This window comes from Gordonia sp. UBA7860, assembly GCF_002500165.1.
Taxonomy (GTDB): Bacteria; Actinomycetota; Actinomycetes; order Mycobacteriales; family Mycobacteriaceae; genus Gordonia; species Gordonia sputi.
The window spans coordinates 52314-68052 of the sequence record NZ_DLSO01000147.1; the positions used below are offsets into that span (position 1 = coordinate 52314).

General features: G+C 67.0%; 16 protein-coding genes. 3 read left to right on the forward strand and 13 right to left on the reverse strand.

Translation table 11 applies throughout. The annotated features are described in order from the left end of the window. Positions 1–4 precede the first annotated feature (4 nt). From octT to B3T59_RS18610, 10 genes are all read right to left on the reverse strand, one after another. Positions 5–829, reverse strand: coding sequence for a diglucosylglycerate octanoyltransferase (octT, locus tag B3T59_RS18565; protein WP_005205146.1), 825 nt, complete (start codon positions 827–829; stop codon positions 5–7). Continuing rightward, positions 826–1539: a histidine phosphatase family protein gene (locus B3T59_RS18570; protein WP_005205147.1), complete on the reverse strand. Its 714-nt coding sequence runs from the start codon at positions 1537–1539 to the stop codon at positions 826–828. Before B3T59_RS18570 ends, octT begins: the two co-directional genes overlap by 4 nt. Continuing rightward, positions 1536–1898: a ribosome silencing factor gene (gene rsfS / locus B3T59_RS18575; RefSeq protein WP_005205149.1), complete on the reverse strand. Its 363-nt coding sequence runs from the start codon at positions 1896–1898 to the stop codon at positions 1536–1538. The genes B3T59_RS18570 and rsfS overlap by 4 nt, the downstream gene beginning before the upstream one ends. Beyond that, on the reverse strand, positions 1895–2665 hold the full coding sequence (gene nadD / locus B3T59_RS18580; protein WP_064864591.1) for a nicotinate-nucleotide adenylyltransferase: 771 nt from the start codon (positions 2663–2665) through the stop codon (positions 1895–1897). Before nadD ends, rsfS begins: the two co-directional genes overlap by 4 nt. Before the next feature lie 23 nt (positions 2666–2688). Next, complete coding sequence (locus B3T59_RS18585; RefSeq protein WP_064864589.1) at positions 2689–4128, reverse strand: vWA domain-containing protein; 1440 nt, start codon at positions 4126–4128, stop codon at positions 2689–2691. Continuing rightward, the gene (locus B3T59_RS18590) at positions 4128–5060 is read right to left on the reverse strand and encodes an AAA family ATPase (protein ID WP_005205154.1); all 933 of its coding nucleotides are present in this window, start codon (positions 5058–5060) and stop codon (positions 4128–4130) included. The genes B3T59_RS18585 and B3T59_RS18590 overlap by 1 nt, the downstream gene beginning before the upstream one ends. Next, the gene (locus tag B3T59_RS18595) at positions 5060–6343 is read right to left on the reverse strand and encodes a glutamate-5-semialdehyde dehydrogenase (protein WP_064863097.1); all 1284 of its coding nucleotides are present in this window, start codon (positions 6341–6343) and stop codon (positions 5060–5062) included. Before B3T59_RS18595 ends, B3T59_RS18590 begins: the two co-directional genes overlap by 1 nt. Before the next feature lie 151 nt (positions 6344–6494). Further along, a complete protein-coding gene (locus B3T59_RS18600; protein WP_156527399.1) occupies positions 6495–7253 on the reverse strand; it encodes an HNH endonuclease family protein in 759 nt (252 codons plus the stop codon). 107 nt (positions 7254–7360) lie between these two features. Continuing rightward, positions 7361–9643: an ATP-dependent DNA helicase RecG gene (recG, locus tag B3T59_RS18605; RefSeq protein ID WP_267625537.1), complete on the reverse strand. Its 2283-nt coding sequence runs from the start codon at positions 9641–9643 to the stop codon at positions 7361–7363. Beyond that, on the reverse strand, positions 9643–11304 hold the full coding sequence (locus B3T59_RS18610; protein ID WP_005205163.1) for a DAK2 domain-containing protein: 1662 nt from the start codon (positions 11302–11304) through the stop codon (positions 9643–9645). The genes recG and B3T59_RS18610 overlap by 1 nt, the downstream gene beginning before the upstream one ends. Positions 11305–11649: 345 nt before the next feature. Here B3T59_RS18610 and rpmB point away from each other — a divergent pair, with 345 nt between their 5' ends. The 3 genes from rpmB to bluB all read left to right on the forward strand — a co-directional run bounded on the left by rpmB (position 11650) and on the right by bluB (position 13370). Then, the gene (gene rpmB / locus B3T59_RS18615; RefSeq protein WP_005180428.1) at positions 11650–11841 is read left to right on the forward strand and encodes a 50S ribosomal protein L28; all 192 of its coding nucleotides are present in this window, start codon (positions 11650–11652) and stop codon (positions 11839–11841) included. A gap of 87 nt (positions 11842–11928) precedes the next feature. Then, positions 11929–12741, forward strand: a complete 813-nt coding sequence (locus B3T59_RS18620) for an enoyl-CoA hydratase/isomerase family protein (protein ID WP_005205166.1) — start codon at positions 11929–11931, stop codon at positions 12739–12741. Next, complete coding sequence (bluB, locus tag B3T59_RS18625) at positions 12738–13370, forward strand: 5,6-dimethylbenzimidazole synthase (protein WP_005205169.1); 633 nt, start codon at positions 12738–12740, stop codon at positions 13368–13370. Before B3T59_RS18620 ends, bluB begins: the two co-directional genes overlap by 4 nt. Before the next feature lie 30 nt (positions 13371–13400). Here bluB and B3T59_RS18630 read toward each other — a convergent pair whose 3' ends face one another. From B3T59_RS18630 to thiL, 3 genes are read right to left on the reverse strand one after another with little or no spacing between them, the layout of a single operon-like run. Next, entirely contained in the window at positions 13401–14081 is a 681-nt protein-coding gene (locus B3T59_RS18630) for a uracil-DNA glycosylase (RefSeq protein ID WP_064863032.1), read from the reverse strand. 2 nt (positions 14082–14083) lie between these two features. Beyond that, positions 14084–14605, reverse strand: a complete 522-nt coding sequence (locus B3T59_RS18635) for a gamma carbonic anhydrase family protein (RefSeq protein ID WP_064863033.1) — start codon at positions 14603–14605, stop codon at positions 14084–14086. A 34-nt stretch (positions 14606–14639) separates the two neighbouring features. Then, positions 14640–15701: a thiamine-phosphate kinase gene (thiL, locus tag B3T59_RS18640; RefSeq protein ID WP_287004719.1), complete on the reverse strand. Its 1062-nt coding sequence runs from the start codon at positions 15699–15701 to the stop codon at positions 14640–14642. Positions 15702–15739 lie beyond the last annotated feature (38 nt).

The following is a 15739-nucleotide window of genomic DNA, read 5'->3' on the forward strand; positions in this document are numbered from 1 at the left end:
TACGTTAGCCGGTTCGCCGTGCGGCTCGGACATCCGGATCGTCGAGCACGCGCAGAATCGGCTCCGCCACCACATCGGCGACCGCCCGGTGGCACGCGAAGCCCCAGTGGATGCCGTCGGGGTTCATCACAGCATCTGAGTTCATCGCAGCGTCTGGGTTAGTCGCGGCGTCTGGGTTCACGGCATCTGGATCGTCGTATGCGTCGCGTGTCGGTGGATAGAAGTCGGCATAAGAGACGCCGTGCCGGTCGCACCACGCGCGCATCGCCGCGGTCGTCGGTATCCGCCCGGTGTGGACGTAGCCGTAGTAGGGGCTCCGATGCGTCGACGGCAGACACACGACCATCGGCAGGTCGGGGCGCAACTGGGTCAGCGCCTCGTGGATCTTGTCGAGGTAGTCGACGGTCACCGTCGGCGGCAGGGCCACCGGCCACCCGATCTTCGACGCACGCGGCTGGACCCACTGATACGCCGACCGGACGATCTGGCGCAGTCGGCCCGGCCGCACGTATCTGATCTGCTCGCGCAACGCGGTCGGAAGCGGCGACGGCAACGAATCCATTCCGCCGAACGCGAGGATCACCGCGCGTGCGTGCGGTACCGCGGCCCAGATGTTCGGGTCCTGGGTCATCGCCCACCAGACGTCCCGGCTGGTCCAGCCGATCCGTCCGAAGAGCCGCACCGGCAGACCACACCGCGCGCCGACGATGTTCGGCCAGATTCGAGCGTCGTCTGCGGGCAGCCCACCCTGCGGCCCGAAGTAGGCGAGCGAGTCGGAGAGGATGAGTAGGCAGTCGTCGGGCGTACCCGCCGCAACCGAGTCGGTCACTGCACCCCTGCGTCGGCAACCTCGGCCGAGGCGTTCCACACGTCCAGCCGCCACCGCGGCTTCTCACCGGGGAGTCCGTGGCCCGACAGTTGGACCCAGCTCGTGTTGGCCAGTCCGCCGAACACCGGCCAGTTGGCGACCGGAAGGTCGAGCAGTGCGGCGGTCATCGCGGCGATCACACCTCCGTGCGCGACGAGCACGACGGGCGACTCCGGGCTCGCGCCGCTCCCCCAGTCGTCCACACTCGCGAGCAGTTCATCGACGACCGGTAGGGCGCGGGCAGCGACGTCGACGCGGCTCTCCCCGCCCGGCGGGCGCCACGTGGCGTCGTCGCGCCACAGCGCGCGCGCACCGGGCATGATGTCGTCGACCTCGTAGTGCGTCATGCCCTGCCACTCACCGAGATGTGTTTCGCGGAGCCGTTGATCGGTCTCGACAGGCAGGCCGGTCAGCACGGCGAGCGCTTCCGCGGTGTCGCGAGCACGCCGCAGATCCGACGACCTGATGAGCATCGGATTGCGTTCGGCGAGTGCGGCGGCGGCCGACTTCGCTTGTCGCACACCGAGATCGGAGAGGTCGGTGTCGAGTTGTCCCTGCATCCGACTCGTCGCGTTGTACTCGGTCTGCCCGTGCCGCAACAGAATCAGCCTGCGGACCACCGGGGTGAGTCGTTCGACGGAGGTGTCGTGGTCGTCGGGCGCTCCACTCACGCCTGCGGCTCCAGGTCGATGACCGGGCAGTCCTGCCACAGACGGTCGAGCGCGTAGTAGGCGCGCTCGTCGGCATGCTGGACGTGCACCACGATGTCGACGTAGTCCAGCAGCGCCCAGCGACCCTCACGTGTGCCTTCGCGTCGGACGGGCTTGTAACCCGCCTCGCGCATCTTGTCTTCGATCTCGTCGGTGACCGCGTTGACCTGACGCTCGTTGTCGGCCGACGCGATCACGAACAGGTCGGTGATCACGAGTTGTTCGGACACGTCGATCACCGTGACATCGGTGGCGACCTTGTCCTGCGCGGCAGCGACTGCCACCTTCGCCATGTCCAGTGACTCGGCTGCTGCTGTCACGTTCGTCCTTTCGAGCGTTGCGTTTCCGCACGGTGTGTTGAGGTGTCGGAGGTTGTCGGTTCATCGTCGGCGTCGCTCGCCAGTGGCGCCGAGACACCCGGCGAGTTCACCCGCGGCCTGCGGTAGAGCCTGCGTTTGGCGATGTACTGGACGACGCCGTCTGGCACCAGGTACCAGACCGGTCGTCCCGTCGCAGCGCGTGCCCGACAGTCCGTCGAGGAGATCGCCAGTGCGGGAATCTCCATCAGATGAAGCGTATCGGCTGGCAGATGTCGCAGATGCGTGGCCAGATGGCTGGCGTTCAACTCGTATCCCGGTCGGCTCACCCCGACGAAGTTCGCCAGTTCGAACAGTTCCTCCCAGTCCTGCCACGACAGGATCGACTCCAACGCATCGGCGCCGGTGATGAAGTAGAGCGCAGCGTCGGGAAGGGTTTTGCGCAGATCCCGCAGCGTGTCGACCGTGTAGGTGAATCCCTCTCGGTCGATGTCGACGCGACTCACGCTGAACTGAGGATTCGACGCCGTCGCGATGACCGTCATCAGGTAGCGGTCCTCGGGGGGACTGACCTGCTTCGTCCGGTCGGGAACCTCCCCGCCGTCTTCGGTCAGCTTCTGCCATGGCCGTCCGGTCGGGACGAAGATCACCTCGTCGAGCGAGAACCGGTTGGCGACCTCACTGGCTGCCACGAGGTGCCCGTTGTGGATGGGATCGAACGTTCCGCCCATCACACCGATCCGGCGTACACGCGGACGGTCATGTGCCATGAGGGGTCAGTTTACGCGAGCGATCACACCGGCAGGAGGTCGGCGATGACCGCGGACAGCTGCGTGGCGTTGCGACACTCGAACATATCGATGATCTCCGCGTAGTCGTCGGCCGCGGAATCGCCGGTACCCCAGTCGCCATGCGCCTCCGGGTTGAGCCAATACGCGTGACGCGCACGCTCCACCAACTCGCGCAGCGAGTCCTCGGAGGCGTCATGGTAGTTGTTGCGGGCGTCGCCCAGGATCAGGAGCGCTCCGCGATGTGTCAGCGTGTCGCCGTAGGCGTCGACGAACCCGCGCAGCATGTGCCCGTAGTCGGAATGACCGTCACGCGTGATGAGCCGGGCCTGCGTCAACATGCGATGCGTCGCCTCACCGATGTCGGTGCCGCCGAACCCCTCGTCGTCGGTGAAATACTCGGTGACGTCGTCGACAGTGTCGACGAATGCGAAGATCCGAACCTTCGCGAACTGCTGTCGCAGCGCGTAGACGAGTTGCAGCGTGAACTGCGAGAACCCGGACACCGAACCCGATACGTCGCAGATGATCACCAGTTCGGGGCGGCCGGGGCGGGGCTTGCGGTTCTTGAGTTCGATCGGCACCCCGCCCGTCGACATCGACGCACGCAGCGTCGCACGGACGTCGACAGCACCCCGGTGGGCGCGGCGTCGTCGAATCTCCAAGCGGGAGGCCAACAGACGCGCGAGCGGTGCGACGGTCCGTCGGATCTCGGTGAGGTCCTTCTTGCCTGCCGCGAGAAAGTTGATGTTCTCGGGCAGTGTCGGCACCGCGTAGTCGCTGACCTTCTCGCGTCCGTTGCGGTCGGCCATCCGACGCTGCGTCTCCACCTCGATCGCGGTGCGTAGTCGGTTGGCCCGTTCGCGGGCGGCCCTGCGGAACGTCGGATCGTCGCCGACGCTCAGGTCGTCACCCGATCCGCCCGCCATCGCGGCGGCTATCCGTGCGATCAGCGTCTGGGGATCGATACTCGAGAGTGCCTGATACGCCGAGTACGCCTCCCCGCGGCTCGACTGGTAGCGGCCCATCTCGTCGACCACCTGCGCGACCGCGGCAGACAGACGTCCGTCTGCGTCGGCCGACTCGTCGGCGAGCAACTCTGCGAGCATTTCGCGCACGGCAGCGACGTCGACCTCGCCGGAGGTGTCGCGCGGCAGTTCTTCCTCTGCGCTGCGTGCACCGATCGCGACCGGAAACCAGAGGTCGAAGATGCGGTCGAAGGCCGGCCGGTGCATGTGATCGTCGACGAGCGTCGCCGCGAGTCCCTCGCGCAGGCTGCTGCGATCGAGCAGGTCGAGCACCTCCATCGCCCGCGCGGCGTCGATCAGCGCCGACGGACCGACCGCGATCCCCCGTCGCCGCAACGCGTCGACGAAGTCGGTGAGATGAGCGACGAGCGGCACTGCTGTCGCGATGTCGCCCGTGGCGGGTTCGGCCCCGGACATCAGCCCAACTTGAGTTCTTTGACAGCGGTCTTCAGGTCGGGGCGATGCTTGAGCACGACGCCGAGCGTGCGTGCGATCAGGCCTTCGTCGAGTCGACCACCCTTCGAGCGTTCCTCGCCCGCGCCCAATGCGAGCAGGGTGTTGGCCCAGTCGATGGTCTCGGCGACCGACGGCTTCTTGCGAATGTCGAGGGTGCGCAGCACGCCGACGATGCGGACCAGTTCGGATGCCAGCGCGTCGGGCAGGTTCGGGACCCGCGACTCGAGAATCTCTTTTTCGCGCGCAGCGTCGGGGAAGTCGATGAAGAGGTAGAGGCAGCGACGTTTCAGCGCCTCCGACAATTCTCGTGTCGCGTTCGACGTCAGGATCACGATCGGCCGACGCGACGCGACGACAGTCCCCATCTCCGGGATGGTCACCGCGAAGTCGCTGAGCACCTCGAGCAGCAGCCCCTCGACGTCGACGTCGGCCTTGTCGACCTCGTCGATCAGGAGCACGGTGGGATCGGTGCGCGAGATCGCTGTCAGCAGAGGTCGCGGCAGCAGGAACTCCTCGGAGAAGATGTCGGTCTTCGCCTCGGCCCAGTCGCGCGTACCGGTCGCCTGGATGTGCAGGATCTGCTTGGCGTGGTTCCACTCGTAGAGTGCGCGCGCCTCGTCGATTCCCTCGTAGCACTGCAGACGCACGAGCTCTGCGTCGGTGGCCGCGGCGATGGCACGCGCCAACTCCGTCTTACCCACTCCCGCAGGGCCTTCGACGAGCAGCGGCTTACCGAGCCGGTCGGCGAGGAAGGTCGACGTCGCCGTCGCGTCGTCGGCCAGATAGCCGGTGGAGCGCAGCCGGTCGACGACGTCGGGCACGGCTGTGAACGAGGGGACGATGGGTGCCGCGTCTTGCGTCGCAGGGCCGTTCGTCGTTGCGCTGTCGGTCATCACGCGGGCCGGATCTGGCCGTCGCCCCACACGATCCACTTGGTGGAGGTGAGTTCCGGCAGTCCCATCGGTCCGCGGGCATGTAGCTTCTGCGTGGAGATTCCGATCTCCGCACCGAAGCCGAACTGCTCGCCATCGGTGAAGGCGGTCGACGCATTGACCATCACGGCTGCGGCGTCGACCCGGTTCGTGAACTCCTCGGCCGCGGCGAGGTCGGTGGTCACGATGGCCTCGGTGTGCCCGGTTCCATAGGTGTCGATGTGTGCGACAGCGGCGTCGAGTCCGTCGACCACCTTCATCGCGATGTCCATCGACAGGTACTCATCGGCCCAGTCGGACTCGCCGGCCGGCTCCATCCCCGGCTCATCACCGTGGATCACGACACCCTGCGACTGCAGCGCCTGGCTGATCTTGGGCAGCGCGTCGGCGGCGATCGCTTTGTCGACAAGCACCGTCTCTGCCGCGTTGCACACGCTCGGTCGCCGCGTCTTGGCATTGAGGATGATGCGGGTCGCGACACCGACGTCGGCGAGCGCATGCACGTAGACGTGGCAGTTTCCGGTTCCGGTCTCGATCGTCGGGACCGTGGCATTCGCGACGACCGCGTTGATCAGGCCCGCACCCCCGCGCGGAATGACGACGTCAACGAGTCCGCGCGCTCGGATCAATGCGGTGACACTCGAACGGTCGTCACTCGGCAGCAGCGACACGACATCGGACGGGATGCCCGCGCCCGCGACAACATCGCGAAGAATGCGAACAAGCTCCGCGTTCGACGACGCCGCCGACGACGAACCGCGAAGCAGCACAGCGTTTCCGGACTTGAACGCGATACCGAAGGCGTCGACCGTCACGTTCGGCCGCGCCTCGTAGACGATGCCGACCACACCGAGCGGCACGCGAACCTGCCGCAGGCGCAGCCCGTTGGGAAGCGTCTTGCCCGCGACGATCTCGCCGATCGGATCGGGGAGGATCGCGACCTGACGCAGTCCATCGGCGATGCCCGCGACGCGCTCCGGGGTCAGGCGCAGACGGTCGATGAGGTTCGCCTCGGTTCCGGCCTCCTCGGCGCGCGCAACGTCGTCGGCGTTGGCGGCCAGGATGGTCTCGGTGTTCGCATCGACGGCGTCGGCAGCGGCGAGCAGCGCAGCATTCTTGGCAGTCGTGGTGAGCGCTGCCAGCGCCCGAGAAGCGGTACGGGCCGCGCGGGCCTGCGCGTGCACGACCTCTTCGACGTCGGGCCCTGTCGCGGCCTGTCTTCCGGTCACGGTGGGTGCGCTCATCAATTCCTCGATTTCGAGTTCACGGCAGACGATTGCGTCCTGCGCGGCACTGCCGGCGGACAACATGTCCAGGGTACGTCCAGCACCACCCCGCCCCAAGATCGCCCACCCGAGAACGCCACCGCGGGCCCGGACGTCGAGATGCCGCATGTCAGCAACGGTTGAGTATTCCGGCGAGCACGCTGCGCGACGCAGCATCGACCGCCACGCCGTAGGCGCGGCTCACCACAACGAACTCGATCGCGTACTGACAGTGGAAACCGCGATTGGGCGGCAGCCAGCGGGCGGGTTCACTGTCGCTCTTCTCCTGGTTCGACGCCGCGTCCACGGCGACGAGGTTGGCCGGGTCGTTGGCCAGGTCGACGCGACGCCGCGTCGACCACCCGAACGCACCCATGTCCCACGCGAAGGCCAGGGGCACGATGTGGTCGATCTGAACCGCAGTCGCATTGCGATCACGCCGAAACACGACCATCTTGCCGGTATACGGGCTGCGCAGTTCGCCCGCGAGGACAGCGCGCGGACACGAGGTCACCGGGCCGATTCGCACATCACCGAGGTCGCGGGTCAGCACGTCGTTTCGGGTATCGCAGCCGTTTCCGCCTCCCGTCACGCTCGCGTCGTCGGTCCACGACGCCCCGAACGCGGACCGTTCGTAGTCCTCGCGACCGGTACGCGCCGCGACGACGGGCACTCCTGCGAGTTGGCGCAATGCCAGCTGCGCACCGGCGTGCCACTGCCCCGCTCGGGTGCGCGGTACGTCGCGGTACACACCCACGGCCACGACGACCGCCGTGAGCACGAACGCGATCGTGACCGCCCACCTGCGGGCGGGCCACTGCGCGTCGCGCCGGGCGTGCCGATAGCGCATCCGCAGCCGGTAGAGCGGCACCGCGATGACGGGATTCACGCCATCTTCGACGCTGCGCGGCGGCACGCGGTTCCCCTATCTGGCAGCCGCGTCTGCGGGTTCGGGCGGCGTGTGGCGCGCGGGTTCGAGGACGCGGGCGGCTCGGGTCAGGATTTGTCGAGGTAGCGCACCTTGTTGGGTACGAGAATGGCGTCGACGAGGTCGGCGAGTGGCCGGTGGTCGGCCAGCGGAAGGTCGGTTGCCACCACGGATTCGGCCAGCTCGCGAGCGTCGGCGATCACGTCGACGTCGTCGAGTAGCGAGAGGTGACGCAGCGACGACACCCCACCCGACTGCAGTGAGCCGAGCAGATCACCCTCGCGGCGCTGCAGTAGGTCGACGCGCGCGAGTTCGAATCCGTCGGTCGACGCCTCGACGGCACGCAGCCGCTCCATCGCCTGCGACACCGGCTTCGTCGACGTCATCAGCAAACACAGGCCGGGATGGCCGCCGCGGCCGACACGTCCGCGGAGTTGGTGGAGCTGGCTGACGCCGAATCTCTCTGCGTCGACGATGATCATCATCGACGCATTGGGAACGTCCACACCGACCTCGATCACGGTGGTGGCCACGATCGCGTCGATCTCTCCGCGCCCGAACGCGTCCATGACCTCGTTCTTCTCGTCGGCGGGTAGCCGCCCGTGCAGGACTGCGAGCCGATGGTGGCCGAGCGGTCCGACGAGCAGCTCGTCGTAAAGATCGAGCACGGAGATGGTCTGTTGCTGCGCGTCGGCTTCTTCGCCCGCCGTGCGCTTGCCAGCGCCGCGCCTCGGGGTCGCCGGCTCGATGTCGCCGATGCGCGAGCAGACGATGTACACCTGCCGCCCGGCCTCGATCTCCTCCGCGGCGCGCCCCCACATGCGTTCGATCCATTGGGGTTTCGTCGTCGGCACCACGGTCGTGGTGATCGGCTGACGCCCTTGCGGAAGTTCGGTGAGCACCGACGTGTCGAGGTCGCCGAACGCCGTCATCGCCACCGTCCGCGGGATCGGCGTCGCCGTCATCACCAAGAAGTGGGGCATGAGATGGTCGCGACCACGGCCCCGCAACACATCTCGTTGTTCGACGCCGAAGCGGTGCTGTTCGTCGACGACGACCATGCCGAGATCGAAGAACTCGACCTTCTCCTCGAGCAGCGCGTGGGTTCCCACGACGATGCCCGCCTTGCCGGTCACCACGTCGAGCAGCGTCTGACGTTTGCCCTTGGTCTTCATCGAGCCGGTCAGCAACACCACACTCGTCGCGCCGTCGGCGGCGCCGAGTTCACCGGCAGTCCCCAGATCGCCGAGCATCGACGTGATGGTCCGAAGATGCTGCGCGGCGAGAACTTCCGTCGGCGCGAGGATCGCGCACTGATGGCCGTTGTCGACAACGCGCAGCATGGCGAGCAACGACACGAGGGTCTTGCCGGAACCGACCTCACCCTGCAGCAGCCTGCTCATCGGCGTCGGGTGGCGCAGGTCGTCTGCGATCTCGGCGATCACCAATTGCTGCCCATCGGTGAGAGTGAACGGAAGTCGTTGCAGGAGGCGGTCTTCCAGGCCGCCGGGAACGTGCGGGCACGCGGGTGCGGATTCGGCACGGCCCGCGAGGCGACGCTGCGCGAGGACTGTCTGGATCGCGAGCGCCTCGTCGAATTTCAGTCGATCGTTCGCGGCGGTGACGTGTGCATCGGAGTCGGGGACATGAATGGTGCGGATCGCCTCGTCAAGCGACATCAAACCTCGGCGTTCGCGTTCGTCGTCGGACAGCGGGTCGACGAACGACTCGACGTCGTCGAGAACCTGACGAATCGACGCCCAGATGTCCCATGTCTGGATCTCGCGGTTCGCGGGATACAGCGGCACGATCGCTCGATCGAACGCGGCGGCGATGTCGGCCGAGTGCGCTCCCGGGCGCCGCTGTTCGCCGGTGATCTCGGCCTCGGCCGCGTACATCTCGGCGAGCATCGCCGACCCGACGACACGATCGACCTCGACGTCGCCGTCCGGCAGGACCATCCATTCGGGGTGTGAGAGTTGCGGCTGCTCGCGGAAGAACTTCACGGTGCCCGCCACCATGAGCCGCGTGCCGGGTTTGAGTGCGTTCTTGATGAAGCGCGGGTTGAAGAAGCTGACCTCGTAGGAGCGGTTGCCGTCGTCGACGGTCACCTTCAGGAACTGCCCGTGACGCTTCTTCATGCGGATCAGGTCGGCACGGGTGATGCGTCCGACAACCGTGACCCACTCCCCCTCGGTGAGGTCCTGCTCCTCCGAGGGTTGGCCATGCGTGAGATAACGACGCGGTGCGTAACGCAGCAGCTCTCCGACGGTCGCGATCCCCAACGACGCGAGACTCGCCGCCCGTTCAGCGTTGAAGACATCGGACAGAGAGTCGGATGCACGGACCACTACTCGATACCCACTTGCATCAGATCGTCGGTCTGCCCGGTCTCGTACACGACCATTTCGACGCCTGGATAGGCCCGTCGGATCTGCGCTTCGAGCGCCGCCAACGCGGCGCGGTCGACGCTCGAACCCGCAAGGACGGTGACCATCTCGCCGCCGGTCGCCAACATGAGGTCGACCAACGACACGACAGCGGCCGTCTGCTCCGGCGCGATGACAAGGACATCAGAGCCGATGAGGCCCAACACATCTCCGACGTCGCACGTACCGGCGAGGGTGATCATGCGCTCGTCGGCGAGCAGCAGCGAACCCCAGCGTGCACCCGCTGCGGCTTCGGCCATCGCGTAGGCGTCGGCATCCGGCGACTCGGAGGGGTCGTGGACCGCGAGGGCCGCAAGGCACTGGGCCATCGATGAGGTCGGCAACGAGATCACCGACCGCTGTGCAGACCGGACCTCCGCTGCAACGCTCACCAGATCCTGCGAGGTCAGCGATCCGTTCGCCATGACCACCACGTGCGCCGAATCGGTGGCGCGAATGGCCGCGGCGAGCGCCTCCGGGGTCACCCCGTCGTCGGCGCGGACCACGGCCGCTCCGGCCTCGGCGAAGAGTTCCGCGGCCCCGTCCCCGCGCACGACAGCGACGACGGCGCGCCGGTGACGAGGCGGCGGCTCCATCGAATTGGCTTGCGCGCGAATCGAATCGAGCGCAAAGCAGGAGATCCGGATGTCGGAGACGTTCCCGTGCGCTATCGCTGCCTCGACCGCGGCCCCCGGCTCGTCGGTGTGGACGTGCACCGAGAACCGTTCACCCGACGGCGAACTGTCTCCGACGATCACCACGGCGTCGCCGAGTTCGCCGAGTTCGGATCGCAGCGTCGCGATGCTCTCGCCCGCAGCCCCGGTGAGCAGATACATCACCTCGAAGTCCATGTCGCCCGGGCCATCACACGTCTGGTCGACGGGATGACCGGGCTGTCCTCCCCCGGTGAGGGTTCCGCGGTACCGACGACGCCGCTGCGTGACACCGGTGAGCACCCCGACCATCGCGTCGAGCATGGCGAGAAAACCCCGACCGCCCGCGTCGACGACGCCCGCCGACGCCAGTTCGGGGAGCTGTTCGGGCGTTCGTTCCAGACCATCGGCCACGTCGTCGGCGATCGTGCGGGCCTGGTCGGCGGCGGTCTCACCGGCGTGACGCGCTGCAGACTCCGCGGCGATGGTCAGCAGCGTCAGGACGGTGCCCTCCCTGGGGTCGCTGACCGCGCGCTGTGCTGCCAACGATCCAAGCCTCAGCCCTGATACCGCCAGCTGCGAAAAGGTCAACTGTCCGTCCGGTGCGCCGATCTCCACGGCGTCGGCGAGGCCGACCAGGATCTGCGACATGATGACGCCGGAATTGCCGCGCGCGTTGGCCACGGCACCTTCTGCCATGGCCCGCGTCACGGCGACCACGTCGGCGTCGGCGGGAAGCCCGGTGGCGGCGTCGGCAGCAGACCTCATGGTGAACAGCATGTTGCTGCCGGTGTCCGAATCAGGGATCGGGAAGACATTGAGGTCGTTGATCTCACCGCGCAGGTCTTCGAGCCGGGCAACACACTCCTGGGCCCAGTCACGCAGGACCTGTGGATTCATCACGCGAACGAGTCCACCGTCGGTCGACATGGGGGTCCTCCTTCACCGCGGGGGCTCACGCCGTGTCTCCACGTCATCGAATCCACGTCATCGAAAAAGTGCGCACCAACAAAGTGCCACGACACGTGCTGCCCAGGATGTGTGAGAGATTACTCGGAGTCGCCGACACGGTCGCCGTCGACGGGTCCGGCGCATTCGCCGCCTACCCGACGCCGACGCCGCGGCAGATCACGCTCGGCCCGGATTTGGTGGTGACGCACCCGGACGGTTACCCTTGCAGGGTTGCCTTGCCGCCGCCGTGGATGACGTTGCGTTTCCGCGAGCAGCGAGCTGGCGTAACCGCAAGATCATTCCATCTATCAAGGGAGTTCGACAATGGCTGCCGTCTGTGACGTCTGCGGCAAGGGTCCGGGCTTCGGCAAGTCCGTTTCGCACTCGCACCGCCGTACCAACCGCCGCTGGAATCCCAATATCCAGTCTGTGCGTGTCGAGGTGGCCCCGGGCAACCGCAAGCGTAAGAACGTCTGCACCTCCTGCCTGAAGGCCGGCAAGACCACCCTCGCCTGATCGCGAGAACTGACAACCCGATCCCGACCGAGCGAACGCTCGGCCCCGGGGTCGGGTTGTCTGCATCTGCGGGTTAGGGTGTCGTCCATGACCTTGACCACAACGTCCCCGGCAGACTCGGCTGTGACACAGGACGGCGACGTCCTCGTCCTACGCATCTCCGATGCGAGCAAGGGCGGCGCACTCGACGACGCCTCACTGAAATCGGCAACCACCGCCCTGCGCGAGATCGCACGCGGCGAACGCGAAGTCGGCGCGGTCCTGCTGCTCGGCGCCGGCCGAAATTTCTGCGCGGGCGGCAATGTGCGCGATTTCGCCTCTGCCGAGCACCGCCCCACCTTCATCCGTGCCCTCGCCGACACCTTCCATGACTTCGTCACCGCCCTGCTCGACGCCGATCGTCCGGTCGTCGCGGGTGTGCGCGGATGGGCCGCAGGGGCCGGGCTGAGCATCGTGCTGCACGCAGACATCGCGATCGGAGGGCCGTCGACCAACCTGCGTCCCGCCTACACCGGAATCGGCTTGTCGCCGGACGGCGGTATGACGTGGACCCTCCCGCGCACCGTCGGAGCGGCCCGCGCCCGCGACATCATCCTCACCGACAGAGTCATCACCGCTGACGAGGGACTCGCGTGGGGCATCCTCTCGCGCCTCGTCGACGACGCCGAGATCGACGACACCGCCGCCGAGATCGCCCGCACACTCGCCGCAGGCCCACGCGCCGGACTGGCCGCGACACGCGCCCTCCTGAGCGCGTCGGCCACCGCGACACTCCGCGATCAGCTAGCCGCCGAGGCTCACGCGATCTCGACCAACAGCGGCTCCGCGGAGGGTGTCGAGGGCGTCGACGCGTTCGTGGGCAAGCGGACCCCCGACTTCGCAGCGGCACGCGAGCGGTGACGACGTTCGACGCTTCGTTCATCGACAACCTCGACACGTTGTTCGCGTGGCGTCGTGACGTCCGACATTTCCGGGCCGATCCACTCGAGCCAGACTTGCTCGACGAGTTGCTGGCACGAGCCGAGCTCGCGCCGTCGGTCGGCAACAGCCAACCGTGGCGATGGGTGCGCGTCGACTCGGCGCAGGCCCGCGTTCGCATCCGCCGCAACTTCGTCGCATGCAACGCCGAGGCCCTCGACGGGTACGCGGGCGAACGCAAGCGTGCGTACGCGGCGCTGAAGCTCTCCGGACTCGACGACGCTCCGATCCAGCTCGCTGTCTTCACCGACCATGCGGGCACGCAGGGGCACGGCCTCGGTAAGCGGACGATGCCGGAGACACTTGACTACTCGACGGTCACTGCCGTCGCGACCCTGTGGCTGGCAGCACGGGCGCGCGGCGTCGGAGTCGGCTGGATATCCATCCTCGACGCCCCCACCGCGGCAACCGATCTCGGTGTGCCCGACACGTGGCGACTCACCGCATACCTGTGCCTGGGTTATCCCACCGAGGCCGACGACGTCCCCGAACTCGAGAGAGTGGGCTGGCAGGAACGCACCGACGCCGAAGCCCGACGCTTCGTCCGCTGACAGGAAGGGGGCTTCAGCAGAGCAGGGGCTTCAGGAGGGTAGGCGCCAGTCGACCGGTTCGCCGCCGAGATCTTCGAGTTCGGTATTGGCCCGACTGAACGGACGCGAGCCGAAGAACCCCTTGCTCGCCGACAACGGTGAGGGGTGCGGCGACACGATCACCGGTACGTCGGGCATCCATTGCTGAAGGCCTGCGGCATCGCGTCCCCACAGGATTGCCACGAGCGGCTCGTCGCGTGACACGAGCGCTTTGATCGCGCACTCGGTCACCGCCTCCCACCCCTTGTTGCGGTGCGACGCGGGCTCGCCGGGAGCGACGGTCAACACTCTGTTGAGCAGCAGCACACCCGATTTCGCCCACGGTGTCAGGTCGCCGTTGGCCGGCTTGGGATAACCGAGATCGGCGCAGTACTCGGTGTAGATGTTGGCCAACGAGCGCGGAATGGGCGAAACATCCTCTGCGACAGAAAAACTCAGCCCGACCGCATGGCCGGGCGTCGGGTACGGATCCTGTCCGACGATGAGCACGCGGACGTCGTCGAAAGGTTGTGTGAATGCGCGCAACACATTTCGTCCGGCTGGGAGGTAGCGGCGACCAGCGGCATTCTCGTCACGCAGGAACTGCCCCATCTGCGCGATGTTCTCCTCGACCGGCGCGAGTGCCTGCGCCCAACCGGGATCGATGAGTTCGCTCAACGGTTGTGGGGTCATGATCAGTCGAGTCTCCTGAGCTTCGATCGGTAGTACAGCGAATTCTGGTGGTACATCTCGACGTTCAGGTCGATATGGTCGGCGGGCACCTCGAATCCCTCGCGGATACGCGCGGGCACACCGAGTGCCATCGCCCGTGCGGGAACCGAGAACTTGAAAGGCACAACGGCTCCCGCGCCGACAATGGCGCCGTCACCGACCGTCGACCCGTTGAGGACAACGGAACCCGACGCGATCAAACAATTGTCGCCGATCGTCGCACCCTCGATGTGGGCGTTGTGTCCGACGACGCAACCGGCACCGATGACCGTCGGATCGATCGGCGTGCAGTGGATGACCGTGCCGTCCTGAATGTTGGTTCGCCGACCGATGGAGATTGTCCCGTAGTCACCCCGCAGCACAGCCCCGGGCCACACCGACACCCCGTCTGCGAGGGTGACGGCGCCGATCACCGTCGCGTCGGGGTGGATGTACACGTCCTCACCGAGGATCGGTTCACGATCGTCGAGTGCGTAAATCGCCATGGGTCGATCTAATCACCGCGGTGACGGCCGCCACCTACTGGTGTCCGAAGGACTGCCATCCGCGCAGGTCACTCGTCGCGATGCCGTCGAGAGACACCGGTGCGCGATCTCCCGTGCGTTCGCGGACATCACCGATGACGACCCACCCCAGCGGAACGTCGTCGGCGGCGAACGCAGCCAGTAACTGGTGGTCTTCACCCCCGGTGAGTGCCCAGATGTCGTCGGACTCACCGAGTTCGGCCGCGGCACGGGTGGTCGCCTCTGTTCGCGGAACACTCGAAACGTCAACTGCGAGAGCCACATTCGACGCCGCCGCCAGGGTTTTCAGCTCCTCGACAAGTCCGTCGGAGACATCGGTCATGGCGTGAGCGCCTGCTCGCGCCGCCACCACACCCGCCGAGAGGTCGGGGTTGGGCAGACGGTGCGAATCCACCACCTCGGCGTGCTGCGCACGTAGTCGGTGGGAGCGCTCGGCACTCCGCTCGCCGTCTTCGTCGCATCCATCAGCGGCGAGCAGGACGGCGAGCCCGGCGGCGGCGCTGCCGAGTGGTCCGCTCACAGCCAGCACATCGCCGACCTGCGCGCCGGTCAACGCCACCGGGGTGAGTCCGTCGAGTGCGCCAACCGATGTGACGGTCAGCACCACCTCGTCTGCGGCGACGAGGTCGCCGCCGAGCACGCGACCGCCGAGACGTTGGGTTGCGGCGAGGATGCCGTCATTGATCTCGGTCAGAGTGGCAGCGGGAGTGCTCACCGGACATGCGATCGATACGACGACGCCGACCGTACGTGCCCCCATCGCCGCGATGTCAGCCGCGCTCTGGATCACCGCCCGCTCTCCGATCTGGCGCGGCGTCGACCACTCGAAGCGAAAGTGACGGTTCTGCACGGCGGTGTCCGTACTGATGACGGTCGGACCACCCGCGTCGAAAATGGCGGCGTCGTCACCGGATCCGACGACGATGTCGCGGGACGTTGCGGTCGTCGCCGCCGAGGTGAACAGCGAGATGAGCGCCCGCTCACCCAGGTCACCGACTGTGACACCACTGGGCTCCGGGTGGTCGGGGGTCGTGGCGTTCTCGTCGCCACCTGCCACTGTCAACTCCTCGTCGGCTCCACGGTTATTCGTTTCGG

What these genes read in the sequence shown, in the direction of transcription:
- rpmB (WP_005180428.1), top strand. Translation starts at nt 11,650, where the DNA reads ATGGCTGCCGTCTGTGACGTCTGCGGCAAGGGTCCGGGCTTCGGCAAG.
- B3T59_RS18620 (WP_005205166.1), top strand. Translation starts at nt 11,929, where the DNA reads ATGACCTTGACCACAACGTCCCCGGCAGACTCGGCTGTGACACAGGAC.
- nadD (WP_064864591.1), bottom strand. Translation starts at nt 2,665, where the DNA reads ATGGCACATGACCGTCCGCGTGTACGCCGGATCGGTGTGATGGGCGGA.
- B3T59_RS18590 (WP_005205154.1), bottom strand. Translation starts at nt 5,060, where the DNA reads ATGACCGACAGCGCAACGACGAACGGCCCTGCGACGCAAGACGCGGCA.
- B3T59_RS18635 (WP_064863033.1), bottom strand. Translation starts at nt 14,605, where the DNA reads ATGGCGATTTACGCACTCGACGATCGTGAACCGATCCTCGGTGAGGAC.
- B3T59_RS18610 (WP_005205163.1), bottom strand. Translation starts at nt 11,304, where the DNA reads ATGTCGACCGACGGTGGACTCGTTCGCGTGATGAATCCACAGGTCCTG.
- B3T59_RS18595 (WP_064863097.1), bottom strand. Translation starts at nt 6,343, where the DNA reads ATGAGCGCACCCACCGTGACCGGAAGACAGGCCGCGACAGGGCCCGAC.
- B3T59_RS18585 (WP_064864589.1), bottom strand. Translation starts at nt 4,128, where the DNA reads ATGTCCGGGGCCGAACCCGCCACGGGCGACATCGCGACAGCAGTGCCG.
- B3T59_RS18630 (WP_064863032.1), bottom strand. Translation starts at nt 14,081, where the DNA reads ATGACCCCACAACCGTTGAGCGAACTCATCGATCCCGGTTGGGCGCAG.